At 65.0% G+C, this 18,764-nt stretch carries 8 protein-coding genes; 1 reads left to right on the top strand and 7 read right to left on the bottom strand.

The features are described 5' to 3' along the window. Positions 1-30: 30 nt before the first annotated feature. The 7 genes from RCO38_RS18810 to RCO38_RS18780 all read right to left on the bottom strand — a co-directional run bounded on the left by RCO38_RS18810 (position 31) and on the right by RCO38_RS18780 (position 15,789). Positions 31-750: a 4'-phosphopantetheinyl transferase family protein gene (locus RCO38_RS18810; RefSeq protein WP_308329961.1), complete on the bottom strand. Its 720-nt coding sequence runs from the start codon at positions 748-750 to the stop codon at positions 31-33. Next, complete coding sequence (locus tag RCO38_RS18805) at positions 750-5,378, bottom strand: MupA/Atu3671 family FMN-dependent luciferase-like monooxygenase (protein ID WP_308329960.1); 4,629 nt, start codon at positions 5,376-5,378, stop codon at positions 750-752. The genes RCO38_RS18810 and RCO38_RS18805 overlap by 1 nt, the downstream gene beginning before the upstream one ends. 32 nt (positions 5,379-5,410) lie before the next feature. Continuing rightward, entirely contained in the window at positions 5,411-6,403 is a 993-nt protein-coding gene (locus RCO38_RS18800) for a glycosyltransferase family 2 protein (RefSeq protein ID WP_308329959.1), read from the bottom strand. After that, positions 6,400-12,849 carry a type I polyketide synthase gene (locus RCO38_RS18795; protein WP_308329958.1) on the bottom strand — a complete coding sequence of 2,150 codons (6,450 nt, stop codon included), beginning with the start codon at positions 12,847-12,849 and terminating at the stop codon, positions 6,400-6,402. Before RCO38_RS18795 ends, RCO38_RS18800 begins: the two co-directional genes overlap by 4 nt. Positions 12,850-12,935: 86 nt before the next feature. Continuing rightward, the gene (locus tag RCO38_RS18790) at positions 12,936-13,835 is read right to left on the bottom strand and encodes an ExeA family protein (RefSeq protein ID WP_308329957.1); all 900 of its coding nucleotides are present in this window, start codon (positions 13,833-13,835) and stop codon (positions 12,936-12,938) included. A 177-nt stretch (positions 13,836-14,012) separates the two neighbouring features. After that, positions 14,013-14,708 (bottom strand): WecB/TagA/CpsF family glycosyltransferase, encoded by a 696-nt coding sequence (locus RCO38_RS18785; RefSeq protein ID WP_308329956.1) that lies wholly within the window; start codon positions 14,706-14,708, stop codon positions 14,013-14,015. Positions 14,709-14,823: 115 nt separating this feature from the next. Beyond that, entirely contained in the window at positions 14,824-15,789 is a 966-nt protein-coding gene (locus RCO38_RS18780) for a glycosyltransferase (protein ID WP_308329955.1), read from the bottom strand. A 293-nt stretch (positions 15,790-16,082) separates the two neighbouring features. Between RCO38_RS18780 and RCO38_RS18775 the strand changes: the two genes are divergently transcribed. After that, a complete protein-coding gene (locus RCO38_RS18775) occupies positions 16,083-18,509 on the top strand; it encodes an AMP-binding protein (RefSeq protein WP_374694556.1) in 2,427 nt (808 codons plus the stop codon). Positions 18,510-18,764: the final 255 nt, after the last annotated feature.

The following is an 18,764-nucleotide window of genomic DNA, read 5'->3' as shown; positions in this document are numbered from 1 at the left end:
GGTGTCTCATGGCTGTTCAATCTGCAGGCGTCATGACGCCGGCGCCGGTGGCCCGACCATCCAGGCCAACGCGAGGCCGTGGGTGGTGATCAGGCCGCCCAGCCGTGAGCAGCGGGGGACCGGGTTGTGGGCTGAGGCCGCCTGCACGTCAAAGTGGGTGGCATCGTCGGAGAACGCCACCCGCACATCGCGGAAGTCCAGCATGCGCCCGGTCTGCGGGTACTGCCACTTGTAGAAAGCCTCCTTGGCGCAAAACAGCCACGTCACCTGGCGACCGCGTTCGTGCGGGGGCAGCTGTTCGACGCAGGCCAGTTCGTCGGCGGTGCAGAGCGACGGCCACAGGGCGGGCTCCATCGGCAGGTCTTTCTCGACGTCGATGCCCACCGCGTGCACGTGGTGCCGCCGACCGACCACCGCCACACACACGCCACCACCGTGTGCGATGGAGCCTGCCAGCCCGGCGGGCCAGACCGGTGAGCGGTCGGGCGCACTCGGGATGCAGGCAGGGGCACACCCGATCTGCCGCATCGCCTCGCGTGCTGCGCCGCGCCCGGCGGCGTACTCGCGCTGACGGGTAGCCACGGCCTTCTGGATGCTGGTGCGTTCCGAGGGCCAGAGCAGGTCCGGGTCACCGTCAACGTCTCTGCATGCAACGCCAACGGCGGCTCCAAGGGCCTGCGCCAGCCGCAGTTGCAAGGACTGCAGCGGCGGGGGCTCTGTGGCGGCCGGGAGGCATTGAGCGGCGCCCATCAGTCCTGCGGCAACTTGCCTGAGCGCATCGCACGCCGGCGCGACATGGCATCGGCCCGCATCTGCGCCCGCTCGGAGGATTCGGCCGCGGTCTCTGCGGTCTCACGCGGCCTGTCGTCCAGGTGCTGCGCAAGCGCCGAGAGGGTCGGAAAGCGGAAGATGTCGGTGATGCTCAGCCGGGTGGTGTTGAGAGCCTGCTTGATCTCGCGGTGGGCCTGCACGGCCAGCAGTGAATGGCCGCCCAGAGCGAAGAAGCTGTCCTTCGATCCGATCTGCGGAACCCCCAGCACGCGGGACCAGATGGCCGCGATCTTCTGCTCGATCTCGTTCTCGGGGGCGACGAAGGCTTCGGTGCGCTCGCGCTGGGTGGTCTGCGACGGGGCGGGCAGGGCCTTCCTGTCCACCTTGCGGTTGGGCGTGAGCGGGAACGCGTCCACCATCACGAAGTGCGCAGGCACCATGTGCTCGGGCAGCCGGGTGGCGGCCCACTCGCGCAGGCGTTCGGTCGAGACTCCGGCATCGGCTCGCAGGTAGGCCACCAGGCGCAGGTCACCGGGCTGGTCTTCCCGGGCCACGACCACGGCCTGCTGGACGCCGTCGGACGATTCCAGCACCGCCTCGATTTCACCGAGCTCGATGCGGTAACCGCGGATCTTGACCTGGAAATCGGCCCGGCCGAGAAAGTCGATGCGCCCGTCCGGACGCCAGCGCGCCAGGTCGCCCGTGCGGTACATGCGCGCACCACCGGGCGCCACGCACGCCGGGCGCACGAACGGGTCGGCGGGGAAGCGCTCGGCGGTGAGATCGGGGCGCTGCCAGTAGCCGCGCGTCACTCCGTCGCCGCCGATGTACAGCTCGCCGGGCACGCCCACCGGCACCGGCTGCTGGTGCTCGTCCAGCACATACATCTGGGTGTTGGCGATCGGGCGGCCGATGTTGACGATGCTTTCGCTGGTGCCCGCGGTTTCCGTGGACGACCAGATGGTGGTCTCGGTGGGGCCGTACATGTTTTCGATGGTGGCCGCACCGAGCCGGGACAGTTCGCCCACCAGGGTGCCGGGCAGGGCCTCGCCCCCGATCATCAGGTGCCGGACCTTGCCCAGCGCCAGACGGGCCTCGTCGTTCATGGCGATCATGCGCGCCATGCTGGGCGTGCACTGAAGGTGCGTGATGCCGTGGCGCACGATCTGGGCGGCGATGGAAAAATCGTCCTTGGCGGGGCCGGCGCCTTCGTTGGAGCGGCGCAGCACCTCCGCCAGCGGGTAGAGGCCTTCCATGACCATTTCCGAGGGGATGCCGTAGTCGATCAGGCAGGCGATTTCATCGACGCCGATGCGCTTGAGTTGCTCCACCCGGTCGAGGCAGTCCTCCACCGTGCCGAACAGGCCCGAGTCTTCGAAGTAGCGCTGGAACGCGAACTCCAGGATGCCTTCGAGCTCTTCGGCGTCCAGGGTGCGGATATCGATCTCTGCGGGGTTGTTGATGCCCTTGGGCTTCTTGAAGGCGGGGAAGGCCCAGGCGTACTGCTTGATCAGGCCGGCGGCGCTGCGCAGGTAGTCCTTCATGGGGCCGCGCGCGGTCTCGCGCGCCTGCTCGCGGTCGCGCGCCACGTAGGTGTGCAGCATCAGCGTGACCGTGAAGTGGGCCGGGTCGTGCCCCGCTTCGCGCAGCGCCTCGTGGTAGAGGCCGATTTTCTCGGCGACCTCGTCGACCGACTGGCCCAGCAGGTGGGTCAGCACGTTGGCACCGACCCGACCGGCGTCGCGCCAGGTCTCGGGGTTGCCCGCGGTGGTGACCCAGATCGGCAGTTCCTTCGAGACGGGGCGGGGTTGCGTCTTGACCGCAAAGGTGCCGCCCTTGGTGGGGAAGTCCACGGCCTCGCCCCGCCACAGGCGGCGGATCTGCTCGGTCGCGTCGAACAGGGCCTGGCGGTTGGCGGGGGGGGTGTTCTCGGGACGCAGCACGAAGTCGTCGGGGTGCCAGCCGGAGGCCACCGCCAGGCCGGCACGACCATTGGTCAGGTTGTCGATCACGGCCCATTCTTCGGCGATCCGCGCGGGGTGGTGCAGAGGCACCACGCAGCTGCCCGCACGCACGCCGATGTTCTTGGTGACGGCCGCCACGGCAGCGCCGGTCACCGACGGGTTGGGGTAGGGGCCACCGAAGGCGTGAAAGTGCCGCTCCGGTGTCCAGACCGCGCAGAAGCCGTGGGTGTCGGCGAACTTGGCGCCTTCGAGCAGCAGCTCGTACTTCTTGGGGCCGGCGCCGTCGTCGTTGCCCCAGTAGTAGATGGAGAAGTCCATCTTCTGGCCGCTGGCGATGCGCCCGGAAGACACCAGCGCGCGGTTCTCGTCGCTGCTGAGCACCAGCTTGAAGCCGCGCGCCAGCGTGTAGAACAGCTCGAGCACCGAGATGTCGAAGGACAGACTGGTGACGGCCAGCCACACCCCGGGCGGGTCGTGCCGGATGCGGTCGTCCATGCCGCGGAAGAAGTTGGCCACGTTGCGGTGCTCGACCATCACGCCCTTGGGGCGGCCGGTGGAGCCCGAGGTGTAGATCATGTAGGCGATGTCGGACGGACCCACGCCACTGGCCGGGTCCGTGTCGGGCTGGCTGGCGATGGTGGCGTCCTCATCGATCACCAGCACCTGGGCCTGGTGCGCGGGCAGGCTGTCGATCAGCGTGGACTGGGCGACGATCACCGGCGCGCCGCTGTCCTCGATGTACAGGGCAATGCGATCAGGTGGGTAGGCCGGGTCCAGCGGCACATAACCGCCGCCCGCTTTCTGGATGGCCAGGGCGCCCACCAGCAGGTCCAGCGAGCGGGGGGTGTACAGCCCGACCAGGGTGCCGGGCAACACACCCATGGCGATGAGGCGATGGGCGACCTGGTTGGCGCGCCGGTTGAGCTGTGCGTAGCTCAGCGACTCGCCTTCGAACACCACCGCTGTGGCGTCTGGCGTCCGCTGGACCTGCTGCTCGAAGAACTGGTGCACGCAGGTCTGGCGCTCGTAGTCACAGCGGGTGTCGTTCCAGCCATAGAGCACCTGTTCGCGTTCGGCCTCGCTCATGACGGGAAGCTGGCCCAGCAGCGTGTCCCGGGTGGTGGTGTCGTTCACGGCGTCGAGCACGCGCTGCAGGCGCTGGCCGAGGGTGGACGCGGCTTCGGCGCTCAGACGGGTTTCGTCGTACCACAGGGTCAGGGGGCCCTGGGAAGGGACTTGGACCGTGATCGCACTGCCTTCAATGCCTGCGCCATCGCTGCCCGTGTTCAGCCCGACCTGGGGTACGGTGAGGGACTTGATCGCCGGGTCGCGGGCGACCAGGTCGAGTGCGAATGCGGGCGCCTTCCGTGCGACCAACAAGGCCTCGGCACATCGGGCCGAGAAGGCCGAGAACGTTGTGTCGCTGGCGGCATCGAGGCGCAGCGGCACCCAGGTCGACAGGAAGCCCTTGGCCTGTGGAATGTGCGCATCTCGGAAAGCCAGATCAAACCGGCTCTTGCCGCTGACGCGCGCGACCCACGCGGCCACTGCGGCCAGCAGGCTGTCTCCTGTCAGATGGTCCGGAGCCTTCAAGGTCAGGGAACGCCAGAGCGCAGGCCCGGACGGTGGGGACACCAGTGGCAGATCGACTCCTTCGGGCGCCTGCAGGCAGGTCCGCCAGGTGGACTCGCCTGCGACCACACGGGCCATGGCTTCCGTGAGCGCCGCTGTGGCGTTGGCGTCGGGCAGCGGCAGACGGTCACCGGGCTTCGCCACGGTTGTCGGGCACACGGGGGCCGCCTCGGCGTCGCGAAGGCCAGCGAAGCGCACCGGCTGAGACCCGGTGCCCACCACCAGACCGCCCATGGTGGCTTCCAGCACTTCACCCGGTGCCGCGACCACACCCGCCTCGATCGCGGCGGTGGACACCAGCAGCACCCGGTCACCGATCACCAGCTTGGGGCAGCTGATCGGGTTCCAGTAGCTCCCATGATCCAGAGCGGCCACCAGGGCCAGCACGTCCTCTGCAGGACGGGAGAGGTCGATGCAGGCCGCCGCAGCCGGGCGGTCCAGGCGGGCATGGTAGGAGCGCAGGCTCAAGTCCTGCGGCTTGCGCTGGGGTCCGGCGCCGTGCAGGTCTGCCAGCAACTCGGAGAAGCTCTCGATCGCTGCCTCGTAGCAGCGCGTGTTCAGGGTGAGCGCGGTCTCGTTCGGCGCCATGTCGAACAGGCGCTGCTTGACGATGTCGCCCTCGTCGATGCCGCCTTCGATCATGTGCCAGGTCACGCCGTGCCGCTTCTCCCGGGCCAGGATCGCCCACACCGGCGCGTTCAGGCCTGCGTGGCGAGGCAGGGGGCCGTCGTGGAAGTTGATGGCGCCGCGTGTGGCCTTGGCCAGCACCGGCTGGGGAATGACCGCCAGGTTGGCAATGCTGAAGAGCCAGTCGAAGCCGACGTCGGACAGTCGGTCGGCGAGGCCCTCGCCGGGCGCCTCCACCCGCAGCCTGTGGTTCGCCGCCCACGACCGGATGTCGGGGTTGCGGGTGATCACCGCGCCAATGCGGTCACCCGCCCGCAGAAGTTGTTCGGCACATTCGATCAGCAGGGACTCATTGCCCATCACCACACAGGGAAAATTGCTCATGGGGGACTCCGGGGTTGGTCAATTCGGAAATGTCAGGCGGAAGCGGCTGGAGGTCGGCCGACCAGCCGACGTTGCCAGGCGCAGCGCAGCGCATGCGAGACCAGGTCGCCGAGGAAGTGCTCCGGTTGCTCGCGGCGCGTCGTCTGGAACATGCCCCGGAACCGGGAAACCAGGGCACCCGCCAGATGGGCCAGCGTGGCCGCAGCGGCGTAGAACACACCATGGTTCTTGGTGAAGTACCACAGCCGAGAGTCGAACCAGAACGGCGGAATGCGCTTCCAGGACTTCATGCCGGTGGAGACGGAGCCGATGTGCATCACGCGGCTGGCCGGCACGTAAACGGACCGCCAGCCGACCTTGCGGGCGCGCAGGCTCAGGTCGGTTTCTTCGAAGTAGAGGAAGAAGCGCTCGTCGAACCCGCCGGTTTGTTCGAAGACCTGGTGGCGAACCATGAGGCTGGCGCCGGCCAGCCAGTCCACCTCTTGCACTTCCTGAGACTCAGGGAGCGCCACGATGTAGCGACGGAGCAGGCGCGAGATGGGACCAGTGGCCGCCGCGTTCTCGAATTCGCTGAACACGGTCGGAAAGCGGAACGCCGTCTGATGGAAGGCTCCGTCCTCCCCATGCAGGCGGCTGCCGGCGAACCCCACCGCCGGGTGGGCGTCCAGGTGCTCGGCCAGCACACGGATGGCGCCAGGCTCGGGAAAGGCGTCCGAGTTGAGGATGTAGACGTAGTCGGGCGATGAGCCGTCGGGCAGTCCCTGGCGGACGCCGAAGTTGTTCCCCGCCCCGTAGCCACCGTTGCGGCCTGACTGGAACACCCGCACGCGGTTCCAGCTGCGCTCCCGGACCGCCTGCGTGAGGGTCTCGAACGACCCGTCGCCCGAGTCGTTGTCCACTACCGTGATGCTTCCCTCCAGGCCTTCCATCTCACGCAACGCTGCTTCCACCGACCGCAGCGTCAGCTCGGGCGTCCGGTAGTTGAGCACGATCGTCAGTACGCGGGCCTTCGAGGGTTGGCTCATGGGCGGGCCTCCGTTCGCTGGGCCGCCTCGATGCACTCGCGCATCAGGCCGGCCAGCACGCGCACATTCGGTTCCAGGACCATGGAGTCGTGGTCGCCCGGCACCTCCAGAACGCGAAGGGACGGCATGTAGCGCGTCCAGTCGTTGTCGGGATACACGTACTCCCGCTCGGCACTGACCCAGCGCCCTCCGGTCACTTTCCAGCGCAGGTCGAGGGGCGGGCGGAACAGCACGGCGGAGCCGTTCCAGGTGTGCATCCGGTAACGGGGCAGCGCTGCCAGGAACGCAGCCTGGATGGCCTCGTTGTTCAGCTGGTTCGTGCGGGGCTGGATCGGCACGGCGTTCCGGTTGCGCAAGCGGTTGAGTTCCCAGTCCAGACGTCCGCGCGCCCAGGTCCACAGGTAGCCCAAGCCCTTCTTGCGCAACTCGGCCAGCTTGATGATGGCCTTGTCCACGCGGTTGATCTGGGGCCTCACCGGCAGCGGTGTATCCAGCAGCACGAGGAGATCCACCTGCTCGCCGGCGGCTTCCAGCTGGCGGGCGATCTCGTTGGCGGTGATGCCGCCGCCCGAGAAGCCACCCAGAAGGTAAGGGCCATGCGGCTGGACCTGACGCATTTCGGCGATGTAGTCGGCGGCCGCTTCTTCAAAGGTTTCATGTGGCGCCTGGTCGCCATAGAGGCCCCGCGCCTGCAGGCCGTAGAACGGCCGCTCGGTGCCGAGCAGGCGCGCCAGGTGCCGCAGGTTCAGCACATTGCCGAACATACCCGCGACCAGGAAGAACGGTGTCTGTTCGCCGCCTTCGCCGTCGTGCATGGGCACCAGATGAACGAAGCGGCGCCGGGGCGGCGGCGTCGCGCCACCGGTGCCCGCTGATGCGTCGGCCGCTGCGCCGGAGTCGCCGATACGCTCCAGGATCAGCGCTGCGCACAAGGCAATGGTGGGCGCCTCGAACAGCACGGAGATGGGAAACTCGACCCGGTAAGCCTTCTTGATCATGGCAAACAGACGCACCGCGATCAGCGAGTGCCCGCCCAGATCGAAGAAGCTGTCCTGAACGCCGACCTGATCAACTCCGAGCAGCTCTTCCCAGAAACCGACCAGCGTGCGTTCCACGTCGTTGCTCGGAGCCACGTAGTCGCTGTCGAGATCGGGGCGCTGGAACTTCTGACCGGACGCCACATCGGCTTGCGCCGCCTCGCTGGCCTTGCGCACCAGGGCGTCGAGGTTCATGGACGAAACGATGACCTGCGGCAGGCCGGCGGCCAGCGCGCGACCAAAGGCATCGGCACCCTCGTGCGGCAGGATGCCTTGCGACATCGCGTGCTGGAGCTGTTCTTCCGCGGGAGACAGCCGGGCCTGCGCGTGGTCTCCCGCGCTCTTCTCGAACACCACTTCGCGTGCGTCCAGCCGGGTATTCGAGGCAGAGAAGCCTCCTTCTTGCAACCGCTTGATCGAGAAGCCGCGCACCTCGACGCAGACCTCGCCCTGGGCGTCGCACAGCGTCACGTCAAAGACGGCGAAAGGGGCGTCGGCATGATTGGCCTGGGCATTGCGCACCCAGCTCCACACCGTGCCGGGCAGGGGGCGGTGCACCTTCACCGACTGGTACGACACCGGCACCCACAGGTGTTCGGCTTTGTAGCCCTTGATCAGGTGCATGGCCCAGCCGGTGGCCAGATCGAGCAGGGCAGGGTGGAGCAGGTAGCCAGAGGCGAGGTCCTCTTCAAAAGCGGGCGGCAACTGCAGCAGGGCGATGCCTTCGTTGGACCCGTACGCCACGGAGCGCAACACCCGCCAGCGCGGTCCGAAGTTCAGATGTTCTTCCTGGGGCGACCGCAGGCCGTTGGCGTCTTCGTCGCGCCGGTCGGAACAACGGGCCTGCAGTGCGGCGGTGTCGATCCGCTGGGCCGCTGGGAGCGCACCCGGGACCAGCGTGGCCTGCGCATTGAGCTGGAAGCCCTTGCGCCCCTCGAACTGGACATCGCTGCGCACTTCCAGGGCATACCCTTCGTCGCTGCGCGCCAGCCTGACGCGCACTTCGCGCGTCTGGTCGTCGTTGGCCTCCAGTGGGCGGAAGAAGTACAGGTCGTTGATGGCGAAGGGGCCGGTTTCGCCGTTGCCCCGGAGCGCTTCGGCCGCCAGCTCCAGAAAGCCGGTCCCAGGCAGCAGGGCCTGACCCGCCTTGGTCCTGTGACCGTCCAGGATCCAGCGCTCTTCGGTCTGCCAGGTCGCGGTGAACAGGCGGTGACCTGCGGCGTCGAAGGTCGCGTCGTCCAGCAAGGGGCTGCCGGCGGGGTGGCGCGGGGGCGGCGCGGCCTCACCAAGGCGGCTGGCCATGGCTTTCGCGGCCATCCCCACTTCATTCCAGATGCCCCAGTCGATGGCCAGTACCTTGGTGCTTTGCCCTGCGCGGCTGCTGGCGTAGGCATTGAGGTACTCGTTGGCCGCCACATAGTCGACCTGGCCCGCCGGGGCCGTCACCGTGCTGGTCGAGGAGAAGAGCACCAGCCAGTCGATGCTGCCGTCCGGGAACAGTTCATGCAGGATCTGCACCCCGTGCACCTTGGGGGCAAACACTTCCTCCACGCCGCCCGATGTCTTGGTCAACAGAGGGCCATCGTCCACGACGCCGGCGGCGTGGATCACCACGTTGATGCGGCCGAAGCGCTGCCGGGCCTGTTCGGCGGCGTCCCGCATGTCCTTGACGTTGCACACGTCGGCGGCCACCACCAGCACTTCCGCACCCAGGCCCTGCAAACGGCGCACGGCGGTGATCCGCTGAAGCACAGGGTCCAGCGGGTCGGTGTTGCGCAGGCAGGCATCCCACGTGTCGGCCGGCGGCAGGGGCTGACGCGCGAGCAGCACCAGACGTGCCTGCTTTTCGCGCGCCAGCCGCTCGGCCAGCGTCAGCGCGATGCCACCCAGGCCACCGGTGAGCAGGCAGACACAACCCATGGGAAGATCGGCCAGCTCCTCGGCAGGCGGGAGCCGCAGCGGGACGTGGCCCAGTTCGAAGCGCTTGTCGAATCGCAGCGCCGCCACCCGGTTCTCCGGTGTCGCGAACAGCTCTTCGAGCACGCGGTCGGTCAGCGCCACCCAGTCCTGGGCATTGGGTTTGGCCCGCCAGCCCTTGTCCACGGTGGGCAGCGTGAGATCCATTACCGAGCACGTCAGCCCCGGCAGTTCCCTGGGGGCGACCTTTGCCGGCCCCATGAGGGTCGCTTTTTCAGGGTAGTGCAGCAGTTCGTCACGCACGCGGGCCGCGCCAGAGCTCAGCACGGTAAGGTGCTGGGGACGGGGCAGGTTTTCTTCCGCCATCGCCTGGACCAGGAACAGCAGGCTGAAGAAGCCCTGCTCGATGTTGCGGTGGAAAAAGCTGCTGCCAGGGCGGAACCGCTCGTCCTGGGTGACCAGCCAGGCGTGCACGATGCGCTGTGGCGTGTTGCCCGAGGCCACGAGATCACGCAACAGTTCGTCGTAGCCTTCACGCCCGCGTTCCGGGGCCAGCAGGTACTCGGTGTCGCTCAGCTTCGCAAAGAGATCACCGGCCCGCACCACGGTGACCCGGTGCGAGGCGTCGCGCAAGCGGGCGACAAGCCGGTCGGCAAGCCCCGCCTCATCGGCGAACACCAGCCAGCTCTGAGAGGGCGTGCTCCCCAGATCCTGGGTCACGTCGATGTCGACATCGGCCTGCCGCGGGCGCCAGCGGGGCTGGTAACCCCATGCGCCGATGTCGTCGGTGCGCAGCAGCTGGGGTGCCTCTTCCTCTGCGGTCCGGGCCTTGCCGGGCGCGATGAAGTAGGGTTTGCGCTGGAAAGCGTAGGTGGGCAGGGGGACCCGGTGCCTGCGGGCATCGCCCCAGATGGGCTCCCAGTCCACCGGGACCCCGTTGGCCCACAGTCGGCCCAGGGTGCCCAGGAACCACACATCGTCGGGCACCGCGTGGTCCGCATGACGCAGAGAGTTGATCACCTGGGAGGAGGGGATGCCATTGGCCTGCGCCAGCGAGCCCAGCGCTTTGCCGGGGCCGACCTCCAGATACACCCGCTGACCGACTTTTTTCAGTGTGGTGAGGCAGTCGGCAAACTGCACCGTGTTGCGCAGGTGCCGCACCCAGTACAGCGGGTCCGTCGCGTCGGCCGCACTCAGCGTCTGCCCGTCCCGGTTGGAGACGATGGGGATCTTGGGCGGCTGAAGGCGGATGCTGCGCAGGTAGGCCTCGAAGCGGCCCAGGATCGGCTCCAGCATGCGCGAGTGCGCCGCAATGTCGATCTGGATGCGCTGAGGCTCCACCTCGCGCCCGCGCAGCTGGGCTTCCAGCTCGTCCAGCGCCGCCTGGGGGCCTGACACGACGCACAGCTCCGGTGCATTCACGCTGGCCATGTCCAGTTCCGGCCCCATCAGACTGCGCACCGCATCCGCTGCCATCGGGACGCTGAGCATGCCTCCGGGAGGCACTGTGTCGAACAGGCGGCCGCGCAGAAGCACCAGCCCGATGCAATCCTCGAACGACATCACGCCCGCCAGGCAGGCCGCGGTGTTCTCGCCCATGCTGTGCCCGACCAGTGCCGCCGGCTTGACGCCCCACGACATCCAGAGCTGCGCCAGCGCGTACTCGACGATCATGATCAGCGGCAGCTGCACCGACGGTTGCTTGAGCTTCTCGACCGCGGCCGCATGTTCGTCAGGGGCAGGCAGCCAGACAGCGCGAACGTCGTAGTCCAACTGACGCTGCAGGATGTCCAGTCCGCGGTCCATCCAGTCCTGGAACACCGGTTCGGTCGAATAGAGCTCCCGGGCCATGCCGGCGTACTGGGCGCCGCCGCCCGGAAACAGGAACACCACCTCAGGATCGTCTTCCAGGTGGCTGTGGGTGAACACACGGCGGGTGTCCCCGCCTTCCAGCAGCGCCGCCGCCTCCTCATGGCTTTCGGCGACCAGCACACGCCGGTGTTCGAACGCCCTTCGCCCCTCTTTGAGGGTGAACGCCACGTCGGCGAGCGGCTGTTCCGGATGGGCTCTGAGGTGTGCGGCGAGGGCCTTGGCGTTGGCATCCAGGGCGGACCGCGTGCGGCCCGACAACACGAGCAGCTGGAACGGCCAGTCGGAGGGCGCGGACGCTTCGCGCGCAGGAGCTTCCTCCACCACCGCATGGGCGTTGGTGCCTCCCACACCCAGCGAATTGACCCCGGCGCGCCGCGGACCCTTGTGCGACCGCCAGGGGCTCAGGGTGTGATTGACCTGAAAGGGGCTGGATTCGAAGTCGATGGAGGGATTGGCCTTCTCGTACCCCAGGCTCGGTGGAATCTCCTGGTGCTTGAGGGCCAGGGCCACTTTGATCAGGCTGGCGACCCCTGCCGCCGTGTCCGTGTGTCCGATGTTCGTCTTGACCGACCCGATGCGGCAGAAGCCGGTGTCCGATGCTGTCTCGCGGAACGCCTGTGTCAGCGCGGCCACTTCGATGGGGTCGCCCAGGTAGGTGCCGGTACCGTGGCATTCGACGTAGTCGATGGTGTCGGCCTCGACCCCCGCCACCGCCTGAGCTTCCGCAATCGCCTTGGCCTGACCGTCCACACTCGGGGCGAGATAGCCGGCCTTGGCCGCGCCATCGTTGTTGATCGCCGTCCCCTTGATGACAGCCCAGATGTGATCCCCGTCCTTCAGCGCATCCGCCAGGCGGCGCAGCACCACCACCCCTGCGCCCGAACCGAACACCGTGCCCTGGGCCCGGTGGTCGAAGGCGTGACAGTGGCCGTCTGGCGAGAGGATCTCGCCTTCCTGGAAGATGTAGCCACGCGCATGGGGGAGTTCAATGGTGACCCCACCGGCCAGGGCCATGTCGCACTCCCCGAGCAGCAGGGACTGGCAGGCGTGGTGCACCGCGACAAGAGAGGTCGAGCACGCGGTCTGTATGTTGACGCTGGGACCTTTGAGGTCAAAGATGTGGCTCACCCGGGTGGACAGGAAGTCCTTGTCATTGCCGGTGTGGCGCAAGAGGAACATGCCGGTGCTCGCCACCAGGTCGGGGTTGGAGCAGATGTTGAAGTAAAAGTAGCTCCCCATTCCGCATCCGGCGTACACGGCGATGGGGCCGGAAAACGCTTCCGGCGGATGGCCGGCGTTTTCCAGGGCCTCCCACGCGACCTCCAGAAACTGGCGGTGCTGGGGGTCCATGATCGCGGCTTCCTTGGGGCTGAAGCCGAAGAAATCCGCATCGAACTGCTCGAATCCGTCCAGCGGCGCGGCGGCGGGCACATAGTTGCGATGCCGCATGCGTTCGGGGCTCTCACCTGCGGCCAGCAGTTCACTTTCGCTCAGTCGCCGGATGGACTCCACTCCCTCCCGAAGGTTGGACCAGTAGGCCGTCAGGTTGGCCGCACCTGGCAGGTGGGCGGCCATACCGACAATGGCGATGTCGTTCGAATCTTCTGAAGGCGTGGTCACACAGATCTCTCAGGAATGGACACCCGGTCTTCTCCCCTCGGGTAAACCATTATGACTCAACAATTTGTTACCTAATGTGAGGCAACTCACACTTTTGGGGGATCGGAAGGGGTGGAAAAGTTGCTGTCCCCCCATTGGCTGTTGCCCGGTTGCCCCACGTTGAAATTGGTGTCGCCCAGTACGCCGTAGTCGCTCCGGTCCCGCAACACCTCATCAATCACCTGGACGTCGATCAACCGCGCTTCCGAAGCAAATCCGTAGACAAGGGCTGTGTCGCAAAGGATGTTGATGCTCCTGGGGATGCCGTGGGTCGCCTTGGCGATCTTGGCGGCGGCGTACGGCGTGAACAGCTGCCGGTCGCGGCCCGCCACCTTCAGCCGGTGTTCGATGTAGTCCCCCACCTCGACCGTGTTCAGGGGTGAGATGAAGAAGTCGGCGGCCACCCGCTGGGCGAATTGCTGCAGTTCGGGGCGCCGGAGCAGTTCGCGCAGCTGGGGTTGTCCAACCAGCACCACCTGCAGCAACTGATCCTTGTCCGCATTGATGTTGGACAGCATGCGCAGCGACTCCATGGCCGGAGGGCTGAGGTTCTGTGCTTCGTCCACGATCAGCACGACCCTGCGCCCCTTCCCGTATTCCGCAATGAGGTACCGCTGGAACGCGTCATAGCGAGCCACGGGCGACAGCCCGTCGTACGGCAGCCCGAAGGCCAGCATGATCCACTCGGTCAGGTCGGCCAGGTCGGGGTGGGTGTTGGTGACCAACCCCACGGACACCTCATCTCCCAGCTCCCGAAGAAGGCGGCGGATGAGGGTTGTTTTTCCGCAGCCGATGTCTCCGCAGATGACCGTGAACCCGGCGCGGTTGTAGATCGCGTACTGCAGCATGGTGTATGCCAGTGAATGCCGCTTGCCCATGTAGAGAAAGTCCGGGTCGGGCTGGATGGAGAACGGCTTCTCCCGAAGCCCATAAAAGTTTTCGTACACGCTTTGGCCTTGAAATTAATGGTTTTTCACCCGTGCCTTGCCGCCATGCTTGTTGCCACTTTGTTTTGTGCTGAAGGAAGAGGCTTGATCAAAGCGGGGATGCGGAACAGTGAAATATCTGTTCTCAAATAGGCTCTTTCAACTGAAAAAGCTTACCTATGGTCCTTTGGAAATCAGTCAACGGCGCGAAGGCTTGAGGCAATCGCGAAGCAGCAGGCCAAGGCCAGCCGGGTAGTACACCAGATAGCGCCTCCACAGCCGGCCTGGTTCCCTCGTCAGACGGAACAGCCATTCCAATCCTGCGTTTTGCATCCACTTGGGCGCTCGTTCCCCTTGGGGGCCAAGTATTTCAAAGCTGCCGCCAACGCCGGCCAAGACCAGGTCGGGCACCGCGCTTCTGAGCATGAAGGCCAACTGGTCTTGTTTGGCGCCGCCCAAGGCCAGAAAAAGCATTCTGACCTCATTCTCCCGCAGCGCATTTGCAAACTCCCGGATCTGCTCAGGGCTCAGATCCACACGCCCGTCAAACAGGTATCGGCAGGCCCGGACGGCGGGCTCGCCGTATTTGGCCAACGTTGCGGCCGGCTTCACGCCCCCGATCACCGCATAGGCTGGAATGCTGGGTAGCCGGAGGTAGGCATCCACAAGATCCACACCAGTGGTGCGCTGAGGGATGGCCTGATCGGGTCCCTTGACACGCGAGGCCCATACCAGAGGCATTCCGTCGGCGGTGATGAGGTCTGCCTGGGCCAGGAGGTCACGGGCGTGCGGATCGCGTGCAAAACGCGCAAGCATCTCGGTGTTCAAGGTGAGCACCCAGGTGCCTTTTCTCTGCCCGATGCGTGCGAGGATGTTGTCCAGCGTCTGCTTCATGGTTGCGCGCGAAACGGGCAGGCCGCACAGGACGCAATGGTCACTCATGGGGTGTATTCCGGTTGGGCAGGCCTGAACCATCGCGGATGCGATGTAGCCTCTTGGTATTGTCCACCTACTTGTATTCGATGATGTGGCGCGTTCCGCCGCGAAGCCGCGACAGATGGAACTTCATGGCCCCCTGGGCTTCAGCGAACTTGCCCAGGAGCATGAAGCTGCTTTCACGCAACGAGCCACTTCGAAGCAGCAGACGTATCCATTGCACGGGATAGATGGCCGCAAGGATTGCTGCAGAAGCACCCGCGAGAAGCGCGGCAAGCACAATGGAGGCCGGCAGCAACACTCCCCACAACCAGGCGCGGCGTGCTTCCCTGACCCAGAAGCGTTCCGGTGACGATCCGTGCAACCAGGCTCCTTCCGCAAACGCATGACCCGACCGGACCGTGCGCACCCACCACTGTCCAAGGCGGGTGATGTTTGCATCGTGAAGGGTCATTTCTAGGTCGAGCCGGTGGATACGCCAGCCCGCCTGTCGAAGTCGGAAGCACAACTCCGGCTCTTCGCCGGCGATCATGCCGTCCCTGTAGCCAGACACGGCCTGGAGAGCCTCAACGCGCATCATTGCATCGCCACCACATGCCTGCGTATCGCCAACGGGGGTGTCCCATTCCTCATCACACATTGCGTTGTAGATGGTGCGTTCGGGGTAGCGCTCACGTCGCCTGCCACAGACCACGGCGTGCGTCGGGTGCTGCGTCAGGAAAAGACTGGCGGCCTGCAACCACCCGGGCACCATCTCGCAGTCTCCGTCCACAAATTGGACAAGGGTGACATCGGGGAATCGCTGAAGGAGTTGGCGCAAGCCGGTGTTTCTTGCGCGCGCTGCGGTGAACGGTTGCGACATGTCGAGATCGACGACCACCGCGCCGAGGTCCGCGGCCATCTGGCTGGACCCATCGGTTGACCCTGAGTCGACGTAGACGGTGGCTGGCACGGCGGGCAGCAGAGACAGCAGGCACCTTCGCAGTCGCTCGCCTTCGTTGCGCCCTATCGCAACCACACCCAGCTTGTGTTCATGCATGTGAATGGTCTTCCCGATGGCCGGGAGGGCGACATACACAACGCCTTCCGCATTTGTCGGAGTTCAGAAGTATTAAAACTTCCGTTCGATCCTAGCATTGATCAACAGTCGACCGTGAGGTCGGGGACGGTGATCATCGTTTTCCGTTCGGCGAAGCAGGAAAAGCTGGACTGATGCAGGCGCGCAACGCCTCTGGACCTCGCGGCGGCGTCTGTAAGCGGTTTGTAGTCTCGGTGCTATGCTGCCGCCGGTCTTCCCCCGTGTTGCGTGTCAATGAACCACAGGTGCTGAGAATGCAGATATCCCAATTGCGTGCAACCGGTCTGATTCGGCGCAATTCACTCTCTTTCATAGAGCATGTGTTTTCGCTGAACGAGAGGCGCCAGCCACTGGTCAGCTTCCAGGATGAAGCTTCGGCCCGGGAGCCGCTGGGCATCGTGATCGAAGACTGCATCGTTCCCGATGCGGGAGGGGGCTGGTTCCGCCAGCGGCATGCGCTGATCCGTGACGACCTGCCGGCACAGGTCACCTTCACCTCGGGAACAGAAGGCAAACCCAAAGGCATTGTGCTCAGTTATTCCAATCTGGCCGACGCAGCCGAGCGAATCATCGACCAGATGCGGCTGACCGCGGAGGTTCGCGAATATGTCGGAGTTCCTGTCACGCACAGCTTTGGCATGGCGCGTATTCGTGTTGTGAGCGCGGTGGGGGGACAGTCTTTCATCCCCTCGCGTGGCTTCGACCCCTTCGAGTTGGCGCGCATGCTCGATGCCGGCGAAGTGAATGCTCTGTCCGCTGTACCGACCCTGCTTCGAATCCTGCTCCAGAAGCCGCAGGTCATCGGTGAGGCGGGCAAGAAGCTGCGATGGATGGAAATCGGCTCCCAGTACATGACCGCAGCGGAAAAGCGCGGCATCCGAGATCTCTTTCCCAACGCACGGATCATTCAGCACTATGGCCTGACCGAGGCCTCCCGCAGCACGTTTCTGCAGATCTCGGAGGCTTCCGACGAACTGCTTGAGTCGGTGGGGCGGGCGGTTGGAAAAACCGAGGTGGGCATTTCCCCTGAGGGTCGCATCAGGATTCGGGGCCCGCACGTGGCCCAATGGCGCCTCGAGGGCGATCAGCTGCGTGCATTGCCCGATTCCGATGGCTGGCTGGTCACCGGTGACCTGGGGCATCTCAAAGACGGGCATCTCTTCTTCGATGGACGGGCGGACGATCTCATCAACAGCGGTGGCGTGAAGATCAACCCCGACATCCTGGAAGAGAAGATCGGCAAGCTGCTGCCGCAAAGCGGACGGCTGGTCGTGGCCAAGGTGCCCGATGCACTCCGCGGGGAAGGTGTCCTTGTGGTGGCGGAGTCCGCTGACATGCCCCCCACCCAGCTGAAGACGGCTTCGAGCGATGCCTTGAAAGCGCTGGGCCTGGACGTCGGCGAGGCCCTGCACGTGAAGGTCGTGCCGTCCATTCCCCAGACAGCGACAGGCAAGCCGTTGCGCCGCCTGCTCACGGAGGAGTTTGTTCAGGAAACCAAGCAGGCGCGGAGCACGCCCCAGGCCGCACAGCCACGGGCCAATGATGTACTGGGCTTCTTCCAGCAGTTTTTCCCTGGACGCAGGATCGATGAAGGCGCCAGTTTCGAGGCACTCGGCGGCGACTCGCTGGGCTATATCCAGTTTTCAATGGGGTTCGAGGATCGGTTTGGTCCCCTGCCGAGCGGGTGGGAGTCCCTGACTGTCGCGCAGTTGCAGGAAGCCGTCCGTTCTTCTCCGAAAAAAGCACTTCCTCGGCTGGAGGCAGCCACGCTGACCCGTGCTTTTTTCATGATCTGCATTGTTGCCTTGCACCTGGACACCTTTGTGTACAGCAGCAACTGGGGCGCCGCCTACTTTTTGTTCCTCTTGGCCGGCTACAGCGTCATGCGCTTCCAGTGGCCCGAGATCAGCCGCACCGGAAAGGTGGGAACGATTCTGTGGACGGTGCTCCGCATTGCGGTACCGACCGTGATGGTGGTTGCGGCCCTGCAAATCTGGGCGCACGAAACGGAATTGAAGCCTTTGTTGCTGATCTCCAACCTGTTTGATCCGCGCGAGTATCGCGTTGCGTATTTCTATTTCGCCGAAATATATATGCAGCTGCTGTTGCTGCTTGCGGGCTTGTTCTCTTTTGAGAGGGTTAGAATTGAGTTCAGGGTGCGGCCGCTAATCAGTGGCTCGGTTTTCCTCGTATTTTCAATCCTGTTGAGTTATGTTGCTGAGTTTGTTTGGGATACCAACTATCTTTATCATCGTACTCCGACCTGGTATCTTTGGACGGTGGCATGCGGCATGCTCATCGCCAGCGCTGCGTCCCGTGGTGTGCTCACTCGCCTGATGGTGATGCTGATTGTGGCTGTTGCTGTTGTAATTCATCACGGATTCACTTCGGCAACCTATTACATCCTCTCTGGTTGCGCGCTGTTGTTGTTCTGGCCCGAAATTTCAGTTCCTGCGTCCGTCAAGAGGGTGGTTGGTGAAATTGCCGGAGCATCCATGTTCATGTATCTCAGCCATTACCAGGTCAAATCTATAGTGACCCGGTTATTTCATGCTCCTTCTCCCTGGGTGGCGCTCTTTGCTGCGGTGATCGGTGGTATTTTGTTTGCCCGTGTCTATTATTGGGGTGAGGGTCGTGTGTTGGCGTTTGGCAGGCGGCATCGATGGTGGGGTCAAAAGTAATCACGGAACATTGATTGAGGCTCTGCAAAATGTGTGGCGTGCCACGAATAAGTGCCTCCTGGTCATTTTCAGTGATTGTGACGGCCTGAATTCCCCCAGGCAGGGTCTCTGCATGAAGAAATCCAGATTCAGCGAAGCGCAGACAGTCGGCATCCTCATGGAGGTCTAGAGATGGGTGCCACAGTCGGTGAGACGTGCAGGAAGCACGGCATCAGCGAGCCGACGTAATACAAGTGAAAGAGCCAGTTCTCGAGC

It is taken from the genome of Hydrogenophaga pseudoflava (assembly GCF_031020795.1).
Lineage (GTDB): Bacteria > Pseudomonadota > Gammaproteobacteria > Burkholderiales > Burkholderiaceae_C > Hydrogenophaga > Hydrogenophaga pseudoflava_A.
This window is presented reverse-complemented; position numbering and strand designations above follow the sequence as displayed.